This is a genomic window from Mesorhizobium sp. M1142 (genome assembly GCF_040318565.1).
Taxonomy (GTDB): Bacteria; Pseudomonadota; Alphaproteobacteria; order Rhizobiales; family Rhizobiaceae; genus Mesorhizobium.
The window spans coordinates 99,665-123,368 of record NZ_JAMYMK010000004.1; the positions used below are offsets into that span (position 1 = coordinate 99,665).

The 23,704-nt window shown below is 61.8% G+C and carries 22 protein-coding genes, 1 tRNA gene and 1 riboswitch; of the genes, 13 read left to right on the plus strand and 10 right to left on the minus strand.

Annotation, left to right across the window (positions count from 1 at the left end; all coding sequences use genetic code 11):
• Positions 1-8: 8 nt before the first annotated feature.
• A complete protein-coding gene (locus tag NKH42_RS08900) occupies positions 9-860 on the minus strand; it encodes an ABC transporter substrate-binding protein (protein WP_352686756.1) in 852 nt (283 codons plus the stop codon).
• A gap of 270 nt (positions 861-1,130) precedes the next feature.
• On the opposite strand from NKH42_RS08900, the gene NKH42_RS08905 reads away from it, so the two are divergent.
• The 3 genes from NKH42_RS08905 (at position 1,131) to NKH42_RS08915 (ending at position 3,363) form a co-directional block, all read left to right on the plus strand.
• Complete coding sequence (locus NKH42_RS08905; protein WP_352506181.1) at positions 1,131-1,862, plus strand: helix-turn-helix transcriptional regulator; 732 nt, start codon at positions 1,131-1,133, stop codon at positions 1,860-1,862.
• Between the two features lie 97 nt (positions 1,863-1,959).
• Positions 1,960-2,598 carry an acyl-homoserine-lactone synthase gene (locus tag NKH42_RS08910; RefSeq protein ID WP_023677342.1) on the plus strand — a complete coding sequence of 213 codons (639 nt, stop codon included), beginning with the start codon at positions 1,960-1,962 and terminating at the stop codon, positions 2,596-2,598.
• A gap of 15 nt (positions 2,599-2,613) precedes the next feature.
• Entirely contained in the window at positions 2,614-3,363 is a 750-nt protein-coding gene (locus NKH42_RS08915; RefSeq protein ID WP_352506182.1) for an enoyl-CoA hydratase-related protein, read from the plus strand.
• Between the two features lie 24 nt (positions 3,364-3,387).
• On the opposite strand, the gene ppk2 is transcribed toward NKH42_RS08915, so the two are convergent.
• A complete protein-coding gene (gene ppk2 / locus NKH42_RS08920) occupies positions 3,388-4,290 on the minus strand; it encodes a polyphosphate kinase 2 (RefSeq protein ID WP_352506183.1) in 903 nt (300 codons plus the stop codon).
• 213 nt (positions 4,291-4,503) lie between these two features.
• Here ppk2 and NKH42_RS08925 point away from each other — a divergent pair, with 213 nt between their 5' ends.
• The 3 genes from NKH42_RS08925 to NKH42_RS08935 all read left to right on the plus strand — a co-directional run bounded on the left by NKH42_RS08925 (position 4,504) and on the right by NKH42_RS08935 (position 7,737).
• Positions 4,504-5,769 carry a sensor histidine kinase gene (locus NKH42_RS08925; RefSeq protein ID WP_352506184.1) on the plus strand — a complete coding sequence of 422 codons (1,266 nt, stop codon included), beginning with the start codon at positions 4,504-4,506 and terminating at the stop codon, positions 5,767-5,769.
• 117 nt (positions 5,770-5,886) lie between these two features.
• Entirely contained in the window at positions 5,887-6,612 is a 726-nt protein-coding gene (phoU, locus tag NKH42_RS08930; RefSeq protein ID WP_352506185.1) for a phosphate signaling complex protein PhoU, read from the plus strand.
• Between the two features lie 117 nt (positions 6,613-6,729).
• Positions 6,730-7,737 (plus strand): magnesium and cobalt transport protein CorA, encoded by a 1,008-nt coding sequence (locus NKH42_RS08935; RefSeq protein WP_023677347.1) that lies wholly within the window; start codon positions 6,730-6,732, stop codon positions 7,735-7,737.
• Between the two features lie 110 nt (positions 7,738-7,847).
• Here the strand turns inward: NKH42_RS08935 and NKH42_RS08940 are convergent, their stop codons facing one another.
• Positions 7,848-8,372 (minus strand): GcrA family cell cycle regulator, encoded by a 525-nt coding sequence (locus NKH42_RS08940; protein ID WP_352475925.1) that lies wholly within the window; start codon positions 8,370-8,372, stop codon positions 7,848-7,850.
• 355 nt (positions 8,373-8,727) lie between these two features.
• On the opposite strand from NKH42_RS08940, the gene NKH42_RS08945 reads away from it, so the two are divergent.
• The 3 genes from NKH42_RS08945 (at position 8,728) to NKH42_RS08955 (ending at position 12,026) form a co-directional block, all read left to right on the plus strand.
• Positions 8,728-9,927: an aspartate aminotransferase family protein gene (locus NKH42_RS08945; protein ID WP_352506186.1), complete on the plus strand. Its 1,200-nt coding sequence runs from the start codon at positions 8,728-8,730 to the stop codon at positions 9,925-9,927.
• A gap of 14 nt (positions 9,928-9,941) precedes the next feature.
• Entirely contained in the window at positions 9,942-10,853 is a 912-nt protein-coding gene (gene argF / locus NKH42_RS08950) for an ornithine carbamoyltransferase (protein ID WP_352506187.1), read from the plus strand.
• Between the two features lie 162 nt (positions 10,854-11,015).
• Positions 11,016-12,026, plus strand: a complete 1,011-nt coding sequence (locus tag NKH42_RS08955) for an Hsp33 family molecular chaperone (protein ID WP_352506188.1) — start codon at positions 11,016-11,018, stop codon at positions 12,024-12,026.
• A 6-nt stretch (positions 12,027-12,032) separates the two neighbouring features.
• Here NKH42_RS08955 and apaG read toward each other — a convergent pair whose 3' ends face one another.
• Positions 12,033-12,425, minus strand: coding sequence for a Co2+/Mg2+ efflux facilitator ApaG/CorD (apaG, locus tag NKH42_RS08960; protein ID WP_352506189.1), 393 nt, complete (start codon positions 12,423-12,425; stop codon positions 12,033-12,035).
• Between the two features lie 228 nt (positions 12,426-12,653).
• On the opposite strand from apaG, the gene NKH42_RS08965 reads away from it, so the two are divergent.
• On the plus strand, positions 12,654-13,808 hold the full coding sequence (locus NKH42_RS08965) for a ceramide glucosyltransferase (RefSeq protein WP_352506190.1): 1,155 nt from the start codon (positions 12,654-12,656) through the stop codon (positions 13,806-13,808).
• Positions 13,809-13,843: 35 nt separating this feature from the next.
• Here NKH42_RS08965 and NKH42_RS08970 read toward each other — a convergent pair whose 3' ends face one another.
• The gene (locus tag NKH42_RS08970) at positions 13,844-15,034 is read right to left on the minus strand and encodes an O-succinylhomoserine sulfhydrylase (RefSeq protein ID WP_352506191.1); all 1,191 of its coding nucleotides are present in this window, start codon (positions 15,032-15,034) and stop codon (positions 13,844-13,846) included.
• Positions 15,035-15,103: 69 nt separating this feature from the next.
• A riboswitch (SAM riboswitch) is annotated at positions 15,104-15,181 on the minus strand.
• A gap of 135 nt (positions 15,182-15,316) precedes the next feature.
• Between NKH42_RS08970 and NKH42_RS08975 the strand changes: the two genes are divergently transcribed.
• Entirely contained in the window at positions 15,317-16,411 is a 1,095-nt protein-coding gene (locus NKH42_RS08975; RefSeq protein ID WP_352506192.1) for a 2'-deoxycytidine 5'-triphosphate deaminase, read from the plus strand.
• Positions 16,412-16,466: 55 nt separating this feature from the next.
• On the opposite strand, the gene araD1 is transcribed toward NKH42_RS08975, so the two are convergent.
• The 4 genes from araD1 to chvE form a co-directional block, all read right to left on the minus strand.
• Positions 16,467-17,459 carry an AraD1 family protein gene (araD1, locus tag NKH42_RS08980; RefSeq protein WP_352475920.1) on the minus strand — a complete coding sequence of 331 codons (993 nt, stop codon included), beginning with the start codon at positions 17,457-17,459 and terminating at the stop codon, positions 16,467-16,469.
• Positions 17,460-17,650: 191 nt separating this feature from the next.
• Positions 17,651-18,943: a multiple monosaccharide ABC transporter permease gene (gene mmsB, locus NKH42_RS08985; RefSeq protein ID WP_352506193.1), complete on the minus strand. Its 1,293-nt coding sequence runs from the start codon at positions 18,941-18,943 to the stop codon at positions 17,651-17,653.
• Positions 18,940-20,472, minus strand: coding sequence for a multiple monosaccharide ABC transporter ATP-binding protein (mmsA, locus tag NKH42_RS08990; RefSeq protein ID WP_352506194.1), 1,533 nt, complete (start codon positions 20,470-20,472; stop codon positions 18,940-18,942). Before mmsA ends, mmsB begins: the two co-directional genes overlap by 4 nt.
• Before the next feature lie 99 nt (positions 20,473-20,571).
• Positions 20,572-21,636 carry a multiple monosaccharide ABC transporter substrate-binding protein gene (chvE, locus tag NKH42_RS08995; protein WP_023719486.1) on the minus strand — a complete coding sequence of 355 codons (1,065 nt, stop codon included), beginning with the start codon at positions 21,634-21,636 and terminating at the stop codon, positions 20,572-20,574.
• Between the two features lie 317 nt (positions 21,637-21,953).
• Here chvE and NKH42_RS09000 point away from each other — a divergent pair, with 317 nt between their 5' ends.
• Complete coding sequence (locus NKH42_RS09000; protein ID WP_352475919.1) at positions 21,954-22,943, plus strand: LysR family transcriptional regulator; 990 nt, start codon at positions 21,954-21,956, stop codon at positions 22,941-22,943.
• A gap of 287 nt (positions 22,944-23,230) precedes the next feature.
• Here the strand turns inward: NKH42_RS09000 and NKH42_RS09005 are convergent.
• Positions 23,231-23,304, minus strand: a tRNA-Gly gene (locus tag NKH42_RS09005).
• Between the two features lie 94 nt (positions 23,305-23,398).
• Here NKH42_RS09005 and NKH42_RS09010 point away from each other — a divergent pair.
• Entirely contained in the window at positions 23,399-23,701 is a 303-nt protein-coding gene (locus NKH42_RS09010; RefSeq protein ID WP_254816341.1) for a DUF6460 domain-containing protein, read from the plus strand.
• The last annotated feature ends 3 nt before the right edge of the window (positions 23,702-23,704 follow it).

The following is a 23,704-nucleotide window of genomic DNA, read 5'->3' on the forward strand; positions in this document are numbered from 1 at the left end:
GCCGGCAGTCAGAAAAAGCTGACCGGAAAATAGCGAAGATAGAACTCGGCGAACGTACCTTTCACCGAAATTTCCTGCAGCGCGTAGTCGAATGCGGCCGCCAGTGCCGGATCGTCGGCCCTGGTGGCGATCGCCATGCCCGAGCCAAGGTATTCGGGCGCCAGATAGGGGCCGCCGGCAAAGCGGCAACAGCCAGCCGCATCGGAGCCGCCGAGCCAGAAGGCGAAACGCATGCCGTCGCCGAAGGCGGCGTCGATCTTGCCGGCTTTCAGCCTGCCATAAAGCTCCTCCGGCTTTGCGAAGGGGACGATTTGGACGTCGCCGAAATAAGTGCGCAGCATCCGCTCATGCGCGGAATCGGCTATCACGCCGACACGTTTGCTGCGCAGCCTGTCGAACATTGGTTCGGTCAGCGCCTGTGTCTTCAGCATGATGAAGCGTGCCGGAAATTGCAGGTAGGGGCGTGAGAATGCGTATTTCGACCGCGACTCCGGCCTCGCGGCGATGCCGGCAATGATCGCTTCGCCTTCGCCTTTCCCGAGCGCACCTTCGAGCTCGGCCCAGGGCAGCGCCTGGATCTGGCATTTTTCGGCAATGCCGAGCTCGGCGCAGATGGCGCGCGCCAGGTCGACATGGAAGCCCGACAGCCGGCCTGCCCCATCGAGGAAATTGAACGGCGGGAAATCCGTGGTGGTCAGGAATCGCAGCCGCGGCAGCATCGAAAGGTCCGGCTTTGGCAGCCGCTCCTTGGCGTCCCAAAACACCGGCACCTGCGGCTCCGCGGCGAGCGCATCAGCCGCAAGCGATTGCGCTCCGATCAATATCGAAATCAATGAAATGGATATGCGCCGAAACGCCACGCGACGACTCCGTCCGATCTTGCCCGACTTTAGTACGAAGTAACACAGTTTTTTGTACGAAAATAACGCATGCACAACGGTTTTTGGTTTCATCGTGACGATTTAGGGATATTGTTTAGTGAGTTTGCAAATGACTGTGTGATGCCGGCTGAAGAGGAGCGGTAGGGCGCACAAAGGGAGCAGCTTTGCAGTCCGGGGTTGATGGCGTGGTGCGGGTTGATCACTGCCATTGGCCTCAAGAGCGGAAGGCAACATGGGGTAGATGTTGCGATGGGTCATTTCGATCGTACCCTGGAACTGATAGATCAGTTGCAGCACGCCGGCACAGCGGCCGCCGTCTGCGAAAAGCTGCTGGGGGTAACAAGCGGGTTCGGGCTGACGGCGCTGATGGCCGGGACGGTTCCGCAACCCGGCACGCCGAGAAATCGGCAAAAGGACCATGTGCTGCTTTGCGACTGGCCGGCTGAATGGCTTGAGCGCTACGTTGCGCGCAACTACGTCGATCACGATCCAGTCGTCAGCCACATGAAGCAGCTTCAAGCGCCATTCCAGTGGCGGGAAGCGTCTCAGGGCATCCCTATCGGCAAGAGCGGCGGCGATGTCATGGGTGACGCCGGCGAATTCAAGCTGCGCGACGGGTTGGCCTTCCCGCTGATCACGCTCGATGGCCAGATCGTCATGGTGTCGCTGGGCGGCGAGGCTGTCGAATTGTCGGGCGCCGAATTCGGGCTGGTGTCGCTGGTCTCGACTTATGCGATTGGCCGCGCCATGCAGCTCCACACTATGGCGGGCAAAACCATCGACCATGTCGAATTGACGCCGCGTGAGCGCGAATGCCTGCAATGGGCCGCCGTTGGCAAGTCCGAATGGGAGATTTCACAAATTCTCGGCATTTCGGAACACACGTCAGAGAAACACCTTCTTAACGCCAAAAGCAAACTCGGTGCCGTCAACCGGGTCCAGGCCGTCGCGGAAGCGATAAGGCGCGGCTATATTAACTAGGTCGGCCGCGCCGGCCTAGAAATTCTTGCCTACGCGATCGCGTAATTTTTTCGGGGAAGCACGGCCGTATCTTCCTATTGAAACTAGGAGACGGCAAATGCTTTTTTCCCTCACGACCCAGGAATTGATGGAACGGCCCGACCTCTGGGAGGCAGTTCATCGTTTGCGTTACAGAGTTTTCGTCGAAGAGATGGGATGGACCGATCTGCAGCGCCCCGACGGCCTCGAGATCGATCAATTCGACCACGACGAGGCAGTGCACCAGATCGTCATCCGCAATGGCGAGCTCGCCGGTTACCAGCGGATGTTGCCGACGACTCGGGCACATCTTCTAACCGATGTGCTGGCGGACCTTTATGAGGGAACCCCACCGTCGGGCCCGAATGTCTATGAACTGACCCGCTATGCGGTTGCACCGGGGTTCCGCGACGGCCGGCGCGGCGTGTCGACGGTCGGCACGGAGCTGATCGCCGGCTTCGTCGAGTGGGGTCTGAAGCGCAACGTCAACCAGGTTATCATCGAATTCGAGCCGATGTGGGTGCTTCGCGCGCTGCAGCTGCATTTCCTGGCAACGCCGCTCGGTTACCAGCGTACCTATGGCAACCAGCAGGTGGTTGCCACACTGCTCACCTTCAACGAGCACACGCTCGACGTGGTGCGTTCGCGCCGCAACCACTTTGCGCCGGTGCTGGCCAGAGGGTACCCGGACATGCTCGGACAGAGACGCGCCTCGTGAGATTGGAGAGAGGCCATGAACGTTCATTCAAAAGCAGAATTCCGCAATCACACGCTGATCGTCACGGTATCGTCGGGTGACGGCCGCCCGGTGCTGGACAGGCTGGCCTATGAAAGCCTGGCCAGGACATTCCATGAAGCCGCTGCCGACGACCACGTCCGCGTCGTGGTCCTGCGCGGTCTGGCCGGGTGCTTCTGCCTCGGCGCCGATTTCTCCGAATTTCTCGACGCCACCAAACATCGGCGACTGATCGACGCCGTTACCGATATGTTTCGCACGCTGGCGACATTCCCGAAACCGGTCCTTGCCTGTGTCGACGGCGACGCCGTCGGCGTCGGCTGCACCATCCTGTTCCACTGCGACATGGTGATCGCCTCGAGCAAGAGCACGTTTCGGGTGCCGTTCGTCGATTTCGGCTTGGTGCCGGACGCGGCGACCAGCATCCTGGCGCCGCAGAAGCTCGGCTATGCCGGGGCGTTCCGCTTCTTCTGCCTGGGCGACACGCTCGCCGCCGAAGATGCCAGGGCACTGGGCCTTGTCGGCGAGATCGTGACGGACGCCAGCGTCGAGGAAGCCACGTTGGCAAGAGCCAGGCAACTCGCCAAGAAGCCTGTCGCGGCGCTGCAGCAGACGCGCGACCTGCTTAGGGGCGACACCGGCGCGCTCTGCGACCGCATCGACCAGGAGATCTCCCTTTTCCAGCAGGCGCTGCAGGACGACACTACGCTGAAGCGACTGCAGCGGATTGCCCGGCTGGCGGCATGACAGCCGCGTATCGATGAGGTGAGCTTATTTTTCGAGGAAAGTCGGCCCTTCGCCGATGATCTTCTTGTCCACCTTACCGATGACGTCGAGATCGCGGCCGTCATAGGGAAGCGACAGGAGAATGCGCTGCATGACGGCCAGCCGCGCGCGCCGCTTGTCGTTCGCCCGCACAATGATCCAGGGCGCGAACTCCTTGTGCGTGCGTTCCACCATCAGGTCGCGCGCCTTGGTGTAGTCGTCCCATTTGGTGATGCCGGCGATGTCGATCGGCGAAAACTTCCAGCTCTTCAGCGGGCTCCAGCGACGGTCGTGGAACCGCTCGAGCTGTGTTTCCCGGCCGATGTTCAGCCAGAATTTGAAGAAATGGATGCCTTCGTTGCGGATCATCCGCTCGAAATGCGGAACCTCGTCCAGAAATTGCTCGTGCTGCTCGGGCGTGCAGAATCCCATCACCGGTTCAACACCGGCGCGGTTGTACCAGGAGCGGTCGAAGGTGACGAATTCGCCCGACGTCGGGAAGTGGTCGACGTAACGCTGGAAGTACCATTGTCCAAGCTCGGTGGGTGTTGGCTTGGTCAGCGCCACGTTGCGCGCCGTGCGAGGGTTCAGATACTGGCGCAAAACGAAGATCGTGCCGCCCTTGCCGGCAGCGTCGCGCCCCTCAAACAGCGACATTACCCGCTTGCCTGTCGACTGCAGCCACGCCTGCGCCTTGACCAGCTCGATCTGCAGCTTCTCTAACCTCTCGTCATACTCCTCGCCCTTCATTTTCTTGTCGTAAGGGTAGCCGCCGGCGGTGAGCTTGCGGTCCTCGATCCAGTCGGGAAGCGTCGGAGCCTCGATGTCGAACTCCCGCTCCTTGCCGTAGATCATGATCTTCAGCGGCCCCGATGAAGCTGCAGTGGGGCTTTCTTTGGCGTTTTTCATCGAGACGAACCTTTCCAGCCTCCGGACTCATGCTATTGGAAGCCTTACGGCATCGGCCCGAAAATCGGAATCGATTTTCGGAAAGAACGATGCAGCAGATAATGCGGTAGAGCGTCCTTTGTGCGCCCAATTGGACGCACGGCGCTCTAGCGTCGGTCCAGCAGGAAGTTATTGAGCGTTGGCCGCACACGGAGCGCAGGCGACGGAGCGCAAATGGCCGATATCGGCACAGAGCGGAAAGGCAGGGCGCAAGCCGTCGCCATGCGGCTGTGGAACAGCCGCTGGCTGCTAGCGGCCGGCTTCGTTGCGGTTCTGATCGTTTATGGTTTTGCCGGCATGTCTGGCTATGTGGTGCTGCTGGCAGGCGCCGTGCTGGTTGCCGCGGCGATACTGCCGGCCGGCGTCGCCCGTCAATCGACCGAAAATGCCGCGGCCGTCGAGGCGAGCGGCTTGCAACAACTTTCCGGCGAATATCTCGCGGCAGCGGTTGCCGATCCGCTGATCATTTTCGATCGTTCCGCCGCCATCGTCCATGCCAACGCCGCCGCCTTTGCAGCCTTTGGCGGGATTGCCCCCGGCATGTCGCTGTCGCTGAAATTCCGCGCGCCCGAAATGCAGTCCTTGCTGGATAATATTTTGGCAGGCAACGTCGCATCGGACAGCGTCGACTACATAGAAAGGCTGCCGGTCGAACGAGCCTATCGGGTGAGCGCGTCTTCTGTCGGTCACGCCACGGATCTCTACGTGCTGGTGTTTAAGGACCAGAGCGAAGCGCGCCGGATCGACAGAATGCGCGCCGACTTCATTGCCAACGCCAGCCACGAGCTGCGCACGCCTCTCGCCTCGATTGCCGGCTTCATCGAGACGCTGCGCGGGCCGGCCCGCAACGACCCTGCGGCACGCGAGCAGTTCCTGCAGATCATGCAGAACCAGACCAGCCGCATGGCGCGCCTCATCGACGACCTTCTGTCGCTGTCACGGCTGGAGATGAAGCCCTATCTCAAGCTGGGAACCGAGGTCGATCTGCGCCAGGCCATCGACAGCGTAATCGATTCGCTTGGGCCGCTCGCAAAGGAAAACGGCGTCGTCATCGAGCGTGATTTCGCGGAAGGACCGCTCGCCGTGCCCGGCGATCGGGACGAGCTTTTCCAGGTCTTCGAAAACCTGCTGGAAAACGCCTGCAAATATGGTCAGTCGGGCGGACGCGTCGTGGTGTCGATCACGCGCAGCGACAGCGATACCGAACCGGGGATCGACGTCACTATCAGGGATTTCGGCCCCGGCATTCCCGAAGAACACATCCCGCGCATCACCGAACGCTTCTACCGCGTCGACGTCGAGAACAGCCGGACCCAGAAGGGCACCGGCCTTGGCCTATCCATCGTCAAGCATATCCTGACCCGGCACAACGCCAGGCTCTCCATCTGGTCGGAAGTCGGCAAGGGTGCGGCGTTCACCGTCCATTTGCCGGCTCGCTGACGCAGTACTATCTCTAGCCCATGATGGGCCGTTTCTTTTTTCTGTCATCCGGCTAGCGTATCAGCGGGGATTCGAGGGAGCGACTCAACCACAAGATCCCGGGAAGGCATTTGGTCCATGCAGTCCGTGCACATCGTCAGCGCCTATGACGAGGAGCTGAAATATCTGTCGAAGCGCATCGCGGCGATGGGCGGGCATGCCGAGCGCATGGTCGAGCAGGCCGTCGCGGCACTGGTCAATGCGGATCCGGGACTTGCCCAGAAAGTCATTCGAGACGACCTGGTTCTGGATGAGGGGCAGCGCGAGATCGACGACAAGGCGATCATCATCATCGCCAAGCGCCAGCCGATGGCGACGGATCTGCGCGAGATCGTCGGTGCGATCCGCATCTCGGCGGACCTCGAACGGGTAGGCGACCTCGGCAAGAACGTCGCCAAGCGAGTGGTTGCTGTCGCTGATGGGCGCCAGCCGAGCAGCCTGTTCCGCGGCCTCGAGGCTTTGGCTAATCTGGCGCTGACACAGCTCAAGGAAGTACTCGACGTCTACGCATCGCGGTCGGTGGAAAAAATCGGTTTCGTGCGCGACCGCGACGACCAGATCGATGCCATGTACACCTCGCTGTTTCGCGAGTTGCTGACTTACATGATGGAAGACCCACGCAACATCACGCCCTGCACGCATCTCCTGTTTTGCGCCAAGAACATCGAGCGCATCGGCGACCACGCCACCAACATCGCCGAGACGATCTACTATATCGTCACCGGGGACCAGATGCCGGCCGATCGTCCGAAGGGCGACAAGACGGACAAGGTTATTCTTCCCGCAACGCAACCAGCGAAATGAGTGTCTCTCGATACTAATGCGAATTTCGGATTCGCCACCTGACAGAAAATTGCGCTAAGCTTTCGACGCGCTGACTTCTCAGTTCCGCGATGAAGGCCCCGCCTCCAGGAGGCTGCGATGGAATATGTCCGCGAGTTTGCTCCTGCGCCGCCGATGTCGGGTATAATCGCTTGCGGCGTCTATACGGCTGGGCGGCGCATCGCCGACATTCCGATCGAGGAAGCCGGCGAATGGGCCGGGAAGCCGGGCCACGTGGTCTGGATCGGACTGCTGGAGCCCGACCGCAATTTGTTACTGCGCGTCCAGGCGCAATTCCATCTGCATGAGCTGGCGATCGAGGACGCCGAGCATCCGCACCAACGGCCGAAGATCGAGCAATATGGCGATGCCCTATTCATCGTTGCCCGCACGGCGCAGTTGATCGACAGCCGTGTCACCTTCGGCGAGACGCATCTGTTCGTCGGCGCCGGCTATATCGTCAGCGTCAGGCATGGCCCCTCGACCTCCTACGCCGCCGTTCGCCAGCACTGGGAAAGCTGTCCGCATTCCCTCGCCAAGGGCGAGGATTTCGTCCTCTACGCCATTCTCGATTTCATCGTCGACAACTACATGCCCGTGCTCGAGCAGATCGAAAACGAGGTCGAGGCGATCGAGGACAAGGTTCTGCTGAAACCGATGACCGGCTCCGATATCGAGCGGCTTTACATGCTGCGCCGCGATCTCTTGCGCCTGCGCAACGCTGCTCTGCCGCTGGTGGAGGTCTGCCGGCGGCTGACCAGCGCCGATCTGCCGCAAATCCACACAGCCATGCACCCGCTGTTTCGCGACGTCACCGACCATATCCGCACTGTCCAGGAAAAGATCGACAGCCTGCGTGAGGTTCTCGCTTTCGCCTTCGAGGCGAGCCTTCTGGTCGGTCAAAGCCAGGAGACGGCGATTTCCAAGAAGCTTGCCTCATGGGCCGCCATCTTGGCCGTGCCCACGGCATTCGCCGGCATTTATGGCATGAATTTCAGCGACATGCCGGAACTGAGGATGGAATATGGCTACCCGGCCGTCCTGGCGGCAATTGCCCTGATCTGCACGTTTCTTTACTGGCGGTTTCGCAAGAATGGGTGGCTGTAAGGGTAAGGGAATAGGCAGTAGCCAGTAGCCAGTAGAGAATAGGCAATACGGGAGTGAGTTGTTGGCGAAACGACCCTTGTGAAGCGCTATCTTCCCCTACTGCCTACTGCCTATCTATGCCGCCGCCGCTCCGATGCTGGCTGAAACGCCACGCGGGCGTGGTACTTGCAGTAGGGCCCGGTTTCGGCGGCGTCGTTGCCGCAGAAATGGAAATCTTCCGAAAGCGGATCGCCATTCGGCCATTTGCAGGTGCGCTCGTTCAGCTCGACGAGTTGCAGATGCCGCGAGATCGGCACGACGACGTTCTCGACCGGGCGGATATAGTGGCGCGCCACCGGTTCGGCATCGAACTGCGCCTTGAGCGCGGTCGCACCGATCGACATCGACGTGGTGGCATGGCGCGTGGCGCTTGCTGCCCGAGACACCGATTTCTGGATCGTCGATCCCTGTACCGTCTTCTTCTGGCGTGCCGGTGAGGCGGTCGTGCGTCCGCGACCGGACAGTTTCAGCCGGTGCACTTTGCCGATGACGGCATTGCGGCTGACCCCGCCAAGCTGTGCGGCGATCTGGCTGGCGCTGAGGCCCTCCGACCACAATTTTCTGAGAAGTTCGACTCGCTCGTCAGTCCAGTTCATGAGACCGCGCTCCTGCTGAAACGTGCGGCAATCGGAATCCATTCCCGACCCGGCTTCTGCCGGGCAGACACCACATATATCGGGTGATTAGGTCCGCCGCACGAAATCTAGTTATTTCTCTACTACAATTACCTTATGCGCTGACTCGGTGACAAGAGTCCCAAGGCCAACACGAATCGGTTTTTTCGGTTTTCCCCAACTTGCCCGGTCGCTTATGAGCCGGCGTTATGCTGGAGGGCTTGCCGCACGTCCTTGCGCGACCTTTTCGTTGACTTCACGGCCGAAAAACACGATAAGCCACAAGGGCCGCCGCTTTGGCGGCTTTTTGATTTTTCCGGTTCCGGAGACGCATATAATGAGCGGTTCGGCGCTTTTCGAGACCTTTGTTCGCGCACCCCTGGCTTTCGACCACGGTGAAGGCACCTGGCTGGTCACCGATAAGGGCGAGCGATATCTCGATTTCGCCGGCGGGATCGCCGTCAATTCATTGGGCTACAGCCATCCGCATTTGGTCGCGGCCCTCACCGAGCAGGCCGCCAAGCTCTGGCACGTCTCCAATCTGTACGAGATTCCGGGACAGAGCCGGCTCGGCGAGCGGCTGGCCGACGCCAGCTTCGCCGACAAGGTGTTTTTCACCAATTCCGGCGCAGAGGCGCTCGAATGCGCCATCAAGACGGCGCGGCGCTACCACTTCGTCAAGGGCCATCCCGAGCGATACCGCACAATCACCTTCGAAGGCGCCTTCCACGGCCGTACCCTGGCGACCATCGCCGCCGGCGGCCAGTACAAATACCTGGAAGGTTTCGGTCCCAAGGTCGACGGCTTCGACCAGGTCGGCTTCGACGATGTGGATGCAGCCGAAAAGGCGATCACGCCTGAAACCGCGGCGATCCTGATCGAGCCGGTGCAAGGCGAGGGCGGTATCAGGCAAGTGCCGACACAATCGCTGAAGCGGCTCAGGCAGCTCTGCGATCAGCACGGACTGCTTCTGATTTTCGACGAGGTCCAATGCGGCGTCGGCCGCACCGGAAAGCTGTTTGCGCATGAATGGGCGGGCGTCACCCCCGACCTGATGGCGGTGGCCAAGGGCATCGGCGGCGGCTTCCCGATGGGTGCCTGCCTCGCCACCGACCAGGCGGCGGTCGGCATGACCGCCGGCGTGCACGGCACCACCTTCGGCGGCAATCCGCTGGCGATGGCGGTCGGCAACGCCGTGCTCGACGTGGTGCTGGAAGACGGCTTTCTCGAGGACGTCCGGCGCAAGGCGCTGCTGTTGAAGCAGGGGCTCGCCGGTGTCGCCGACGAATTTCCGGATGTTATCGAAAGCATCAGGGGCACCGGCCTGATGCTTGGGCTTAAATGCGCGATGCCCAACACCAAGGTCACGGTGGCACTGCGTGACCAGCATCTCTTGACGGTTCCGGCCGGCGACAACGTTATCCGCCTGCTGCCGCCTCTCACCGTCACTGACGCCGAGATCCACGAGGCGCTCGAGCGCATTCGTGCCGGCGCCAAGAGCCTGGCGGATGCCATCGTCGCTGCCGCTGCGAAGTAATCCTGGAATTCCTGATGTCCCTTCGCCATTTTACCGATCTTTCTGCCGTTTCCGAAGGCGATCTGCGCTTCATGCTCGACGACGCAGCTGTGCGAAAGGCAAGGCTCAAGGCCGGAGAACGCAGCAAGCCGCTCGAAGGCAAGGTGCTGGCGATGATCTTCGACAAGCCGTCGACGCGCACGCGCGTATCGTTCGACGTCGGCATGCGGCAGTTGGGTGGCGAGACGATCATGCTGACCGGCACCGAGATGCAGCTTGGCCGCTCGGAGACCATTGCCGACACGGCCAAGGTGCTGTCGCGCTATGTCGATGCCATCATGATCCGCACCACCTCGCATGACCGGCTGTTGGAACTGACGGAAAACGCTACGGTCCCCGTCATCAACGGGCTGACCGACGAGACCCATCCCTGCCAGCTGATGGCCGACATCATGACCTTCGAAGAGCACCGCGGTCCGGTGGCCGGCAAGACGATCGCCTGGACCGGCGACGGCAACAACGTGCTGCATTCGCTCCTGGAGGCATCTGCGCGGTTCCAATTCAAGCTGAACGTCGCCGTGCCCGAGGGCAGCGAACCGGCTCAGAAGCATGTCGACTGGTCGAAAGCCAATGGCGGCAAGCTGAAATTCACCCGCTCGCCCGAGGAGGCCGTTCACGAGGCCGACTGCATCGTCACCGACTGCTGGGTGTCGATGGGCCAGGAGCACCGTGCCCGCGGCCACAATGTCTTCCTGCCCTATCAGGTCAATGCGGCACTGATGGCGAAAGCCAAGCCGGACGCGCTGTTCATGCACTGTCTGCCGGCGCATCGCGGTGAGGAGGTTACCGACGAGGTCATCGACGGACCGCATTCTGTGGTGTTCGATGAGGCCGAGAACCGGCTCCATGCCCAGAAGGCGGTCCTGGCCTGGTGCCTGGGCGCTTGATACGGGCCGCGATGATCCGGGCCGGCCTGATCTGCGCCGCCTTGATCCGGGCCGCCTTGATCCGGGAGTGGGTGGTGCCTATCTCAGGCGCATCACGCAAATCGAGCGCGTCTCGTCGCATGCGCCCCGGAGGGCGGCATCGCCGCGCCCCGGAGCTTTGTCATGTTGGAAACTCATCAATTGGCTGAACATAAACCCAAGCTCGGCGAATTCGGCTACGCCGGCGACGATCATGTCTTGCCGTTCGAGGTCGGCCCGCTCGACGTGCGCGGCCGCACCGTCCAGCTCGGGCCGATGCTCGACGCCATTCTCAGCCGCCACGACTATCCCGAGCCGGTCGCCCGGCTCCTGGCCGAAGCCTGTGTGCTGACGGTACTGCTCGGAACTTCGCTGAAATTCGAGGGCAAGTTCATTCTGCAGACCCGCACCGACGGGCCGGTCGACATGCTGGTCGCCGATTTCTCCACGCCGCACGCGCTGCGCGCTTATGCCCGCTTCGATGCCGACCGGCTGCAGGCTTTGACTTCTGCCGGCGAGACGTCACCGCAGACGCTGCTCGGCAGCGGCGTCCTGGCGCTGACCATTGACCAGGGCGCTCACACGCAGCGCTACCAGGGCATCGTCCAGCTCGACGGCGTCACACTGGAAGATGCCGCACGCACCTATTTCCGCCAGTCGGAGCAGATTCCGACGGACCTCCGCCTTTCGGTTGCCAAGCTTCTGACGCCCGGCGTCGGCGGTGCCCGCGAGCAATGGCGGGCCGGTGGCCTGCTGGCGCAATTCCTGCCGCAGTCGGCGGAGCGTATGCGCGTACCCGACCTTCCCGGTGGCGACGGCGATCCGCGTGAGGAAATCCATGACCCGACCGACAATTCCTGGCAGGAGCTGCTGGCGCTGCTTGGTACCATTGAACCGACCGAGCTGATCGATCCGACGATCGGCGCCGAACGGCTGCTTTACCGGCTTTTCCACGAGCATGGCGTCCGCGTGTTCGGCGGCGTGCCGGTCGCCGACCAGTGCTCATGCTCGAGGGAGAAGATCCGCGGCATTCTCGAAGGCTTTTCCGCCGAGGAGATCAGGGACAGCACCGAGGATGGCAGCATTCACGTCGCCTGCGAATTCTGCTCGAAGCAATATGACTTCGACCCGGCGGAGTTTGCAGCGGCTGGATGACGGCCCTCAATTGACGGTGCGCCGCGTGCCCGGCAAATCGAGCGAGAAGGCGGGGATGGCGACGTCGAACGTCTCGCCCCGCTTGTTGCGCATTGTGTAGTGCCCGACCATGATGCCGGACGGGGTCGAGAGCGGGCATCCGGACGTATACTGATAGCTGTCGCCGGGGTTGAGTCCGGGTTGCTCGCCGACGACCCCGGTGCCGCGCACTTCCTCGACTTTGCCGGTACCGTCGGTGATGTGCCAGTAGCGTGAAAGAAGCTGCACGAACTCATCCGACTGATTGTCGATGGTCACCTGGTAGCCCCAGACATAGCGGTTTTGCGGCGGATCGGAGTGATCCTCCAGATAGAACGGCCTGACCTGCACTTCGATGTTGCGGGTGACGGCGCTGTACATAAACTGCTCCAAAGCAATGTAGATGGAACTTTCGATGCTCAGCGCAGTTTGGTCAACGATGCGCAGCATCTTCTTGCCCGATCTCAAGCGCAGGTGCCGAAAAACAATGTCATTTGAGTGACACATGACAATGATGGTGTGCAGGCTTGTGCCGGACGACTCAGCGTTCTGTCGAATTGTTGAAAACGGCTGTCATGCGGCCGGCATTTCTGGAGTGACCAGATCTCGATGGAACCGACATACGCAGCCGCCCTCCTTTCCATAGCCCTCCTTCTTTCAAATCTCGCCAGCATCCTGTTAGCTTCGCAGAAGCTGAAGCGACCAGCCAGTATTGCACCGCCCGCGGCCAACGCGCCGCCGGTATCGATCGTCATCCCGGCGCGCGGCGTCGAGCCGTTTGCCGAAGAGACGCTGGAGCGCGCCTTCTCACTCGACTGGCCGCGCTACGAACTCATCTTCTGTGTCGCCCATGCCGACGACCCGGTGGTCAAGCCGATCACCGCCGCAATGGCGCGCTTTCCAGCTATTCGCGCCCGCCTTCTGGTCGGTGACGACCGCATCAGCGGCAATCCAAAACTCAACAATTGCGTGAAGGGTTGGGAGGCGGCGCGTTATCGCTGGGTCATCCTTGCCGATTCCAACGTGCTTATGCCGAGCGACTACGTCCAGTACCTGATGGCGGCGTGGCGGCACGACACTGGCCTCGTCTGCTCGACGCCGATCGGCTCGCGGCCGGACGGCTTCTGGGGGGAGGTCGAATGCGCCTTTCTCAACACGCTGCAGGCACGCTGGCAGTACGCTGGAGAGGCGCTCGGCCTCGGCTTCGCCCAGGGTAAGAGCATGTTGTGGAACAAGCCAATGCTCGATGCCAATGGCGGCATCCGCGCGCTTGCCGCCGAGATCGCCGAGGACGCCGCCGCGACCAAGCTGGTCAATGGGCTCGGACTGCGGGTCAATCTTGTCGCCTCTCCCTTCGAACAGCCGCTCGGCCGGCGCACGCTTGGCGAGATCTGGTCACGGCAGGCGCGCTGGGCGCGGCTGCGCCGCGTCACCTTTGCACTGTTCTTTGCCCCCGAAATCCTGATCGGCGCGGCACCGCCGCTAGTGCTTGCACTGATCGCTGCGGCTGACGCCGGCGTCAGCCTGCCGGCAACCGCCATCGCCGTGCTGGTCGCGGCCTACCTGCCGGAATGCGCCTTGGCCTCGGCCAAGGGATGGCACCTGTCGCCGCGCACGATCCCGGCGATGATGGCACGAGACCTGATGCTTCCCGCCATTTGGGCGCGCGGATGGCTGAGCGGCGCCGTCGACTGGCGCGGCAACGTGATGACTATCCAGACAAAGACTGTCGCGGAGCTGGAAGAGACCCCGTCCGGCGCCTGATCGGCACGTCCCCGCTGCCTCTGTTCGGCCCGCCCTTATCCGGCAACTCTCAGTGCCTGCTCGATGTCTTCGAGCAGGTCGTCGGCGTCCTCAAGGCCGACTGACAGCCTGAGCGTTCCCGGTCCGATGCCGAGCTCGGCGCGGGCTTCATCAGTCAAGTTCTTGTGTGTGGTCGTCGCCGGATGGGTGATCAGGCTCTTGGCGTCGCCGAGATTGTTGGAAATCAGCACGACGTCGAGTGCGTTCTGGAAGGCAAAGGCCGCCTGCTTGCCGCCCTTCACATCGAAGCAAATCAGCGTCGAGCCGCCTGACATCTGCTTCTTGACCACGGCCGCTTGCGGGTGGTCGGCGCGGCCGGGATAGATGACGCGGGCGATTTGCGGGCGCTCGGCCAGGAAATCCGCGATGCGGCCGGCACTTTCCGTCTGCTGGCGTACGCGTAGCGGCAGCGTCTCCAGGCCTTTCAGCAGCGTCCAGGCATTGAAGGGCGAGAGGCTGGGGCCGGTGTGGCGGAAATAGTCATGCAGATTCTCGTCGATCCATTTCTTGTCCGACAGAACGATGCCGCCAAGACAACGCCCCTGGCCGTCAATATGCTTCGTGGCCGAATAGACGACGATGTGGGCGCCGAGCTGCAGGGGTTTCTGCTGCAAGGGCGTAGCGAAGACATTATCGACGATCAGCCTGGCGCCGATCGAATTGGCAAGTGCCGCGACGGCGGCAATGTCGACTACCTCCAGCGTTGGATTGGTAGGGCTTTCCAGGAAAAACAGTTTGGTGTTTGGCTTGACCGCCTTTTCCCAATTGGCGATGTCGGTGCCGTCGACCAGCGTTGCCTCAATGCCGTATTTCGGCGCCAGCGTCTCGATCACCCAGCGGCAGGAGCCGAACAGCGCGCGCGCCGCCACGATATGGTCGCCCGCCTTGGCGCTACACAGCAGTGCTGCCGTCACCGCCGCCATGCCGGATGCCGTCGCGCGCGCGTCCTCGGCTCCTTCCAGCGCGCACATGCGTTTCTCAAACATGTCGACCGTCGGATTGGCATAGCGCGAATAGATGAAGCCCGGCTCCTCGCCCTTGAAGCGGGCCTCCGCCGCTTGCGCCGTCTCGTAGACATAGCCTTGGGTGAGATACATCGCCTCGGAGGTCTCGCCGAAGCCGGAACGCAGCGTCCCGGCATGCACGAGTGCGGTCTGAGGCTTCCAGTCGCGCTTCTTGGTCATCATTCCATCCAAACACCAAAATTGGTCCAAACAACAAAAAACCGGCCGCGAAAGTCGCAACCGGTCCATATGGCCTTGCGGCCGACGGTCCTTTAGCGACTTGTTTAACGTGGCTGCAAGCCGACCGGCCAAATCACCACGGGATAACGAGCTTTAGACCCGCGCCACGCTTGCGTCAATTGCCGGCATGATTAAGAGGGTTGTACCAAGCAGGTGCCAAAGGCGTCCACGGTCGGACCTGCGACAGAACAAGACCTCGCCCGGCCTTCGAACGGAGCCAGACCCTTGCGGCAGACAGGCATTCTTCCCGATCAGCATATTTCCGAGCTGTTCCAGACGGGCGCGCTGAAATCGCCGCGCATGCTCGATGCCGATCAGATCCAGCCGGCCAGCCTTGACCTCAGGCTCGGCGACAAGGCCTGGCGAGTGCGTGCTTCCTTCTTGCCCGGCCCGGACCACAGGGTTGTCGACAAGCTCGACCGGCTGAAGCTGCACGAGATCAACCTCGCCGAAGGTGCGGTGCTGGAAACCGGCTGCGTCTACATCGTGCCGCTGCTCGAAAGCCTGGCGCTGCCCGCCCATATTTCCGCCTCCGCCAACCCGAAAAGCTCGACCGGACGGCTCGATATCTTCACCCGCGTAATGACCGACCGTGGCCACGAGTTCGACAAGATCGCCGCTGGCTATGAAGGCCCGCTCTATCTGGAGGTCAGCCCGCGCACTTTCCCGATCATCGTGCGGACCGGCTCGCGGCTGTCGCAGATCAGGTTCCGCACCGGCAATGCGCTCTTGTCGGAAAGCGAGCTGCACGAGTTGCACCGCGCCGAAATGTTGGTCGCCACCGAACCACCCAACATCTCAGGCGGCGGAATCGCGCTGTCGATCGATCTCGACGGCGACAAGGACGGGCTGGTCGGCTATCGCGGCAAGCACCACACCGGCCTGGTCGACGTCGACAAGCGCGCCGCGCAGGATGTCGTCGATTTCTGGGAGCCGCTCTACAAAAGCGGCGCCGGCGAGCTGGTGCTCGATCCGGACGAATTCTACATCTTGGTGTCGCGCGAGGCGGTCCATGTGCCGCCACTCTACGCCGCCGAAATGACGCCTTTCGACCCGCTGGTCGGCGAGTTCCGCGTCCATTATGCCGGTTTCTTCGACCCGGGTTTCGGCCATTCGGCGTCGGGCGGCACCGGCAGCCGGGCGGTGCTCGAGGTGCGTAGCCACGAAGTGCCGTTCATCCTCGACCACGGCCAGATCGTCGGACGGTTGGTCTACGAGCACATGCTGAAACGGCCGCAGGCGCTCTACGGCACAGATCTCGGCTCGAACTATCAGGCGCAGGGCCTGAAACTGTCCAAGCATTTCCGCGCCGCGCGATGAGTTTGGAACTGCCAATCTCCCCCACGAGGGGGGAGATCACGCTGTCATCGACGCCTCAAAGCGCCTTCACCGCCACCTTCACCGGCTGCTCGATTTCAAGCGGGTTGCGCAGCGGCAGGCCGAAATCCTGCGCCTCGATTTCGAATACGTCACCGGCCTCGGTCCTGATGCCGTCGGCGAAGGACAGTGTTGCCGTGCCGAACATGTGTACATGCACATCACCCGGCTGGCGGAAGGCCGAGTATTTGAAGTGGTGATGCTCGAGATTGCCAATGGTGTGCGACATGTTCGCCTCGCCCGACAGGAACGGCTTTTCCCAAAGCAGCTTGCCGTCGCGCAGGATGCGTGAAGCGCCGCGGATATCGGACGGCAGGTCGCCGATCAGGATCTCCGGGCCGAACGAAGCGTTACGCAGCTTGGAATGGGCGAGGAAGAGATAGTTCACACGCTCGGTGACGTGGTCGGAAAACTCGTTCGACAGGGTGAAGCCGACGCGGAATGGGGCGCCGTCGTCGCCGATCACATAGATACCGGCGATTTCCGGCTCCTCGCCGGCATCCTGGGCGAAGGCCGGCGACACAAGCGCCGCACCGGGCGCCACCGCCATAGTGCCGTTGCCCTTGTAGAACCATTCCGGCTGCACGCCGATCTGGCCCTTCGCCGGCTTGCCACCCTCAAGCCCCATGCGGAACATCTTCATGGAATCGGTCAGCTGTTCCTCGCCGTCCGTGCTGAGCTTCTTGTGCATGGAATCGCGGGTCGCGGCGGAGCCGAGATGCGTCAGCCCGGTGCCGGTGAGATGGAGATGCGCCGGATCGGGATGGTTGATCGGCGACAGCAGTCGTCCCTTCTTGTAGGCTGCGTCCAGATCGATGGTTTCGCCGAAGCCCTTGCGCTCGATCAGGGCGACAAGCCCGCTGCCGGTGCGCGCGGCTTCCATCGCCAGCGAATAGACGCTGCGCGCGCCGTTGATGACGCGGGTCTTGCCGCCGTTGCGGGCAACGACGCGGATCGTCTCGGCGTCGTCGAGGATCTGTGAGATCAGCATGGTAACCCTCTCTGAATTGCGGGCTTGGCGTGCCTTTCTTGGCAAACCCTGCCCGGCGCGGCTCGGACCGTTGTCCGCGCCTCGATTGAAATTCTTCGTCCGGATTGCGCTCGCGGATCAGGTCCCTCGAGGGACTTCTTTGCGCCGCCCGGCAGCGCCGCGATGTGACCCGTATGCCTCCTGGTTGCCTCTCAAGCCTTGTTCTTGTTGTAGACGTCGAAGACGACGGCGCCGAGCAGCACCAGGCCTTTGACCACCTGCTGCCAGTCGACATTGACGCCCATGATCGACATGCCGTTGTTCATGACGCCCATGATGAAGCCGCCGACCACCGCGCCGATGACCTGGCCGACGCCGCCCATCGCCGAAGCGCCACCGATGAACACCGCGGCGATGACGTCGAGCTCGCTGCCGAGGCCGGCCGCCGGCACAGCCTGCCCCAGGCGCGCTGCGATAATCAGGCCGCCGAGTGCCGACAGCACGCCCATATTGATGAACACCATCAACGTCAGCCGTTCGGTCTTGATGCCCGATAGCTGGGCTGCCTTGGCATTGCCGCCCATCGCATAGATGCGGCGGCCGATCGTCATGCGTTTGGTAACGAAGACGAACAACGCGATCAGCACACCCATCACCATGAGAACGATGGGGAGGCCCCTATAGGTGGCGAATTGGTAAACGAGAAACAGCGCCAGCGCGCTGATCACCAGGGTCTTGACGACGAACAGCGAGAAGGGCTCGGCTTCGTAGCCATGCTTCTCGCGGGTGCGCCGTGCCCTGAGCCCGAAATAGGCATAGGCGAGCACGGCGACGAGGCCGATCACGATCGTCGTCAGGTGCAGCGTGAGGCCGCTGCCGACAATGGTTTTGCCGGCGGCGTTCACGGTTGGCGGTATCAGTGTCAATGGGCCGATCAGGTCCGGAATGAAGCCGGAACTGAGCGCCTTGAAGCCGACTGGAAGCGGCCCCACGGAAGACCCGCCACCGAGCAGCGCCTGGCAGATGCCGCGGAAGATCAGCATGCCCGCCAGCGTGACGATAAAGCTCGGTATTCGGTGATAGGCAATCCAGTAGCCTTGTGCCGCGCCGATCGCACCACCGACGATCAGGCAGATGATCGACACCACCAGCGGATTGCTCAATGGGCCAAGCGGCCAGATGACCATCATCATCGCCGCCAGTGCGCCGATGAAGCCGGCGACTGAGCCGACGCTGAGATCGATATGGCCCGAAACGATCACCAGAAGCATGCCCAGCGCCATCACGATGATGAAGCTGTTCTGCTGCACGAGATTGCTGAGGTTCACCGGCTTGAACAGCGTTCCGGACGTGGTGAACTGGAAGAACACCATGATTGCGATCAACGCCAGCACCAACCCGTATTCGCGCAGATTGGTGACCAGCGCCGAGACGGCAATGCGAGGTGCCTGTTGTATATCCTGGGCGACGCCGGTTTGCGGCCCGGGAGCGCTTTCGGTGCTCATGATGCTTTCCCTTCTCCACGGACGATGGCGCGCATGATCTTTTCCTGGCTGGCGTCGCTCGCCGCCATTTCGCCGACGATGCGTCCTTCGTTCATGACGTAGATGCGGTCGGTGATGCCGAGCAGTTCGGGCATTTCCGACGAGATGACGATGATTGCCTTACCCTCGGAGGCGAGACGCGCGATGATCGTATAGATTTCATATTTGGCGCCGACATCGATACCGCGTGTCGGCTCGTCGAGGATCAGCACTTCCGGATTGGCGAACAGCCATTTCGACAGCACCACCTTCTGCTGATTGCCGCCAGAAAGGTTGCCGGTCATCTGGTAGACGCTTGAGGCGCGGATATTGGTCCTGCCGCGATAATCGTTGGCGACGGAAAGCTCGCGCAAATCCTCGATCACGCCATGGCGCGAGACGCCGGGCAGGTTGGCCAGCGTGATGTTATGCTTGATATGGTCGATCAAGTTGAGACCGTAGGTCTTGCGGTCCTCCGTAACATAGGCGATGCCGTGTTCCACCGCCTTGCTCACCGAAGAGACATCGATCGGCTTGCCGTTAAGGAACACCTCGCCCGTGATGCGACGGCCATAGGACCGGCCGAACAGGCTCATGGCAAACTCGGTCCGGCCGGCGCCCATCAGCCCGGCAATGCCGACCACCTCGCCCTTGCGGGCGTTGAGGTTGATGCCCTTGATGACCTGCCGCTCGGCATGGATGGGATGGTAGACCGACCAGTTTTTCACTTCGAGAACGGTCTCACCGATCTTCGGCTCTCGCGGCGGGTAGCGGTCGTCGAGCGAACGGCCGACCATCGACGTGATGATGCGGTCCTCCGAGATGTCCTTCTTGGCCAACGTCTCGATGGTCCGGCCGTCACGGATGATCGTGACCTTGTCGGCGACCCGGTTCACCTCGTTGAGCTTGTGGGAGATCAGGATCGAAGTGATGCCCTGCCGCTTGAATTCGAGCAGCAGATCGAGCAGCGCCTGGCTGTCCTTTTCGGACAGGCTCGCCGTCGGCTCGTCCAGAATGAGCAGCTTCACTTCCTTGCTGAGCGCCTTGGCGATCTCGACCAGCTGCTGCTTGCCGACGCCGATATTGGTGATCAGCGTGTTGGGGTCTTCCTTGAGGCCGACCTTCTTGAGCAGGGCGCTGGTGCGCGTCTCGTTGGCATTCCAGTCGATGACGCCGTATCTGGCCTGCTCGTTGCCGAGAAATATGTTTTCGGCGATAGACAGCATCGGCACCAGCGCAAGCTCCTGGTGGATGATGACGATGCCCTTGCGCTCGCTGTCATGGATGCCTTTAAAATGGCACTCATCGCCGCGATAGATGATCTGGCCGTCATAGGTGCCGGACGGATACACACCCGACAGCACCTTCATCAGCGTCGACTTGCCGGCGCCGTTCTCGCCGACCACGGCATGGATCTCGCCTTCCTCGACCATGAGCTTGACGTTCGACAGCGCCTTGACGCCTGGAAACGTCTTGGTGATGTCGCGCATCTCCAAAATCGTCGATGCCATTGAGAATACCACTCCTGCGAGGTCCGCAAACAATACCGGGCTGGCTCGCCAACGAAAAGGGGCCCTGCCTGCGCAGGACCCCAGGCTTTGTAACCGCGATTACTTCAGTTCTTCGGCCTTGATGTAGCCGGAGTCGACCACCAGCGCCTGGTAGTTCGACTTGTCGACGTCATGCGGCGTCAACAGGATCGAGGGAACGACCTTGACGTCGTTGTTGTAGGTCGTGGTGTCGAGGCCTTCCGGCTTGCCGCCCGAGAGCACCTTGTCGACGAGTTCGACCGTCGCCTTGGCGAGTTCGCGGGTGTCCTTGAACACGGTCGAATACTGTTCGCCGGCAATGATCGCCTTGACCGAAGCGGTCTCGGCGTCCTGTCCGGTGACGATCGGCCATGGCTGATCGGCAGTGCCGTAGCCTACGGCACGCAGCGAAGCGATGATGCCGCGCGACAGGCCGTCATAGGGCGAGAGCACGCCATCGACGCGGCTGCCGTCCGAGTAGTTGGCGGAGAGCAGATTGTCCATGCGGGCCTGGGCGGTTGCCGCCAGCCAGCGCAGCGTGCCGACCTTGTCCATGCCCATCTGGCCGGACTTCACGACGAGGGTCTTGTCGTCGATCAGCGGCTGAAGAACCGACATGGCGCCGTTATAGAAGAAGAACGCATTGTTGTCGTCCGGCGAACCGCCGAACAGCTCGATGTTGAACGGACCCTTCTTCTCGGGATAGCCGAGGCCCTTGAGCAGCGATTTTGCCTGGATGACGCCGACGCCGAAATTGTCGAAGGTGGTGTAGTAATCGACATTTGGCGTCTTCTTGATCAGGCGGTCGTAAGCGACGACGACGACGCCTGCGTCATTCGCCTTCTGCAGCGCATCGCCCATCGTGGTGCCGTCGATCGAAGCGATGATCAGCGCCTTCGGGCCCTTGGTGATTTCGTTTTCCAGCTGGCTGAGCTGGTTCGGAATGTCGTCCTGCGCGTATTGCAGGTCGACAGTGTAGCCCAGAGCCTCGAGCTGGGACTTGACGGCGTCGCCATCGTTGATCCAGCGCTGCGAGGTCTTGGTGGGCATCAGCACGCCGACCAGGCCTTCGCCCGCCTGCGCCGGCAGCGTCATAGCCGCGATGCCTAGGGCCGCGACGGCGGCCAGTGTCTTGATAATCTTCACATTAACTCTCCCTGGTTGATGGACGCGTACCCTTGGGTTTCGTGGGCCGCGCAATCGTGCAGGAGCGCCAAAGGCGCCGCTGCCGTCAATCGATCTCCGGTATCCTCCCAATCGGCCCCGAAACTCTGGGTTCAATCGATACGAGTTTTCTCTCGTCGCCGATCGTCAAGTGTCAGGACGCGCGAAGGGTGTGTCGCTTTGCCATAACTGTCAAATGCGATCTTTGATGGTTGCTATATCGAGACTGATATGGCTTAGGCTAGTGAGGACGCTGCCGGATTTTGCCGGGGCGCCGGGCGTGCGAGTAGGGAAAAATCATGGCGGCGCTGCGAAATCCTGGCGGAATATCAGCCGGTTACGATGAAATCCCGGGCGATGGCGGAACCTTGCTGCGCAGCGGCTTGAGCCTGCGTCACATGCGCATGATCGCAGCCCTCGACGAGCACGGCCGGGTGAGCGCCGCGGCCCAGGTCATGAACATCTCGCAGCCGGCGGCCTCGCGCATGATCGCCGAGATGGAGGCCGTGCTCGATGTCAAGCTCTGCGAAAGGCTGCCGCGCGGCATCACGCTGACGCCCTATGGCAAGGCGTTGGCACGGCGCGCGCGATCGATCCTGCTCGAGATGCGCGAGGTCGACCGTGAGATTTTCGAGCTCAAGGCGGGCAAGGGCGGCTCGGTGTTCCTGGGAGCGGTAACAGCACCGGCGATCGAGCTGGCGGTACCGGCGATCCGCGAGATCCGGCGCCTCTATCCGCGCATCGAAATCACCATGCAGGTCGAGACCTCGAACGTGTTGGCGCGCGAGCTGATCGCCTCGCGCCACGATTTCATCATCGCCCGCATCCCCGACGACCTCAATCCGCGGCTGTTCGAAGCCCGCGTCATCGGCGTCGAGAAGGCCTGCCTGATCGTGCGCCGCGGCCACCCGCTGACCAAGGGCAAGGTGGTGCGGCTGGAAGACACCGCCGCCTATGACTGGGTTTTCCAGTCGGGCGGCTCGCCGCTGCGCCAGGCGATGGAGAGCAACTTTCTGAACCGAAATATCGCGTTGCCGGACCGCATCCTCAATACCAGCTCGCTGCTATTGACTCTGGTCATGGTCGCGCAATCCGACGCCATCGCGCCGGTTTCGATCCAGGTCGCGAAGTTCATCCAGAACCCGGAAGGCCTGGCCGGCGCCATCGATGTTGTCCAGACCGAGTTCGACATCGAGGTCAGACCCTACAGCCTGATCACGGTGAAGAACCGCGCGCTGTCGCCGGCAGCCAAGATGCTGCACGATTTCATTTTGCGAGAGGTGGGCTGAGGCTTGGAGCGAATAGCGGGGCGCATTCCGTGGCCCCGAGCGGCGCCGGTGCACGTTGGCAATAGCGAGGATGCTCAAAAAAGCCCGCCAGCAGAAGCCAGCGGGCAAAGGGTAGACATTCCGGTTGGGGTCATTCGAGGCCCCGCCGACCCTCAATGTGAAATATTCCAGGAACCGGTACATCGGCCAAACAGATGAAAGGCGGCCAGCCGGGTTGCAAAAAACTGCCTATAAATCCGCTGGTTTTCAGATTGGCCAAAACAAGTGCAATGCACTGGGGCAAAAGCTGGAGCGGGTAGCGGGAATCGAACCCGCGCGTTCAGCTTGGGAAGCTGACAAGCTACCATTACATCATACCCGCGCTGGTTCCTCCGATATCATGGCCCGGCGCCGATGCGCAATCCCGGTTTGAGGGCTCGGCTTGATGCAGGGCTGTCAACTGCGTATTTCTGGGCATGTGCCCGAATCGCGGCACCCGACTGTGGAGACAGGCCTTGTCCGCACTGAACCGCTTTCTCGGCGATACGCCGCTCCGGGTGATCCTTAAGCTGCTTGTGGTGTCGTTCCTCGTCGGCTTGGTCATGAATGCCTTCGGCTGGTCGCCGATGGACGTGCTTTACGGCATCCGCAAATTCTTCATCGACCTGTGGAACTTGGGCTTCCACGCCATCGACCGTTTCCTCGGCTACATCCTGCTCGGTGCTGCAATCGTCGTGCCGGCCTTCATCCTGCTCAGGATCGCCAATTTCAGGAAGTGAATT

Coding starts and splice junctions, on each gene's coding strand:
- NKH42_RS08905 (WP_352506181.1), top strand. CDS start 1,131: ATGGGTCATTTCGATCGTACCCTGGAACTGATAGATCAGTTGCAGCAC.
- NKH42_RS08910 (WP_023677342.1), top strand. CDS start 1,960: ATGCTTTTTTCCCTCACGACCCAGGAATTGATGGAACGGCCCGACCTC.
- NKH42_RS08915 (WP_352506182.1), top strand. CDS start 2,614: ATGAACGTTCATTCAAAAGCAGAATTCCGCAATCACACGCTGATCGTC.
- ppk2 (WP_352506183.1), bottom strand. CDS start 4,290: ATGAAAAACGCCAAAGAAAGCCCCACTGCAGCTTCATCGGGGCCGCTG.
- NKH42_RS08925 (WP_352506184.1), top strand. CDS start 4,504: ATGGCCGATATCGGCACAGAGCGGAAAGGCAGGGCGCAAGCCGTCGCC.
- phoU (WP_352506185.1), top strand. CDS start 5,887: ATGCAGTCCGTGCACATCGTCAGCGCCTATGACGAGGAGCTGAAATAT.
- NKH42_RS08935 (WP_023677347.1), top strand. CDS start 6,730: ATGGAATATGTCCGCGAGTTTGCTCCTGCGCCGCCGATGTCGGGTATA.
- NKH42_RS08940 (WP_352475925.1), bottom strand. CDS start 8,372: ATGAACTGGACTGACGAGCGAGTCGAACTTCTCAGAAAATTGTGGTCG.
- NKH42_RS08945 (WP_352506186.1), top strand. CDS start 8,728: ATGAGCGGTTCGGCGCTTTTCGAGACCTTTGTTCGCGCACCCCTGGCT.
- argF (WP_352506187.1), top strand. CDS start 9,942: ATGTCCCTTCGCCATTTTACCGATCTTTCTGCCGTTTCCGAAGGCGAT.
- NKH42_RS08955 (WP_352506188.1), top strand. CDS start 11,016: ATGTTGGAAACTCATCAATTGGCTGAACATAAACCCAAGCTCGGCGAA.
- apaG (WP_352506189.1), bottom strand. CDS start 12,425: ATGTACAGCGCCGTCACCCGCAACATCGAAGTGCAGGTCAGGCCGTTC.
- NKH42_RS08965 (WP_352506190.1), top strand. CDS start 12,654: ATGGAACCGACATACGCAGCCGCCCTCCTTTCCATAGCCCTCCTTCTT.
- NKH42_RS08970 (WP_352506191.1), bottom strand. CDS start 15,034: ATGATGACCAAGAAGCGCGACTGGAAGCCTCAGACCGCACTCGTGCAT.
- araD1 (WP_352475920.1), bottom strand. CDS start 17,459: ATGCTGATCTCACAGATCCTCGACGACGCCGAGACGATCCGCGTCGTT.
- mmsB (WP_352506193.1), bottom strand. CDS start 18,943: ATGAGCACCGAAAGCGCTCCCGGGCCGCAAACCGGCGTCGCCCAGGAT.
- mmsA (WP_352506194.1), bottom strand. CDS start 20,472: ATGGCATCGACGATTTTGGAGATGCGCGACATCACCAAGACGTTTCCA.
- NKH42_RS09000 (WP_352475919.1), top strand. CDS start 21,954: ATGGCGGCGCTGCGAAATCCTGGCGGAATATCAGCCGGTTACGATGAA.
- NKH42_RS09010 (WP_254816341.1), top strand. CDS start 23,399: ATGTGCCCGAATCGCGGCACCCGACTGTGGAGACAGGCCTTGTCCGCA.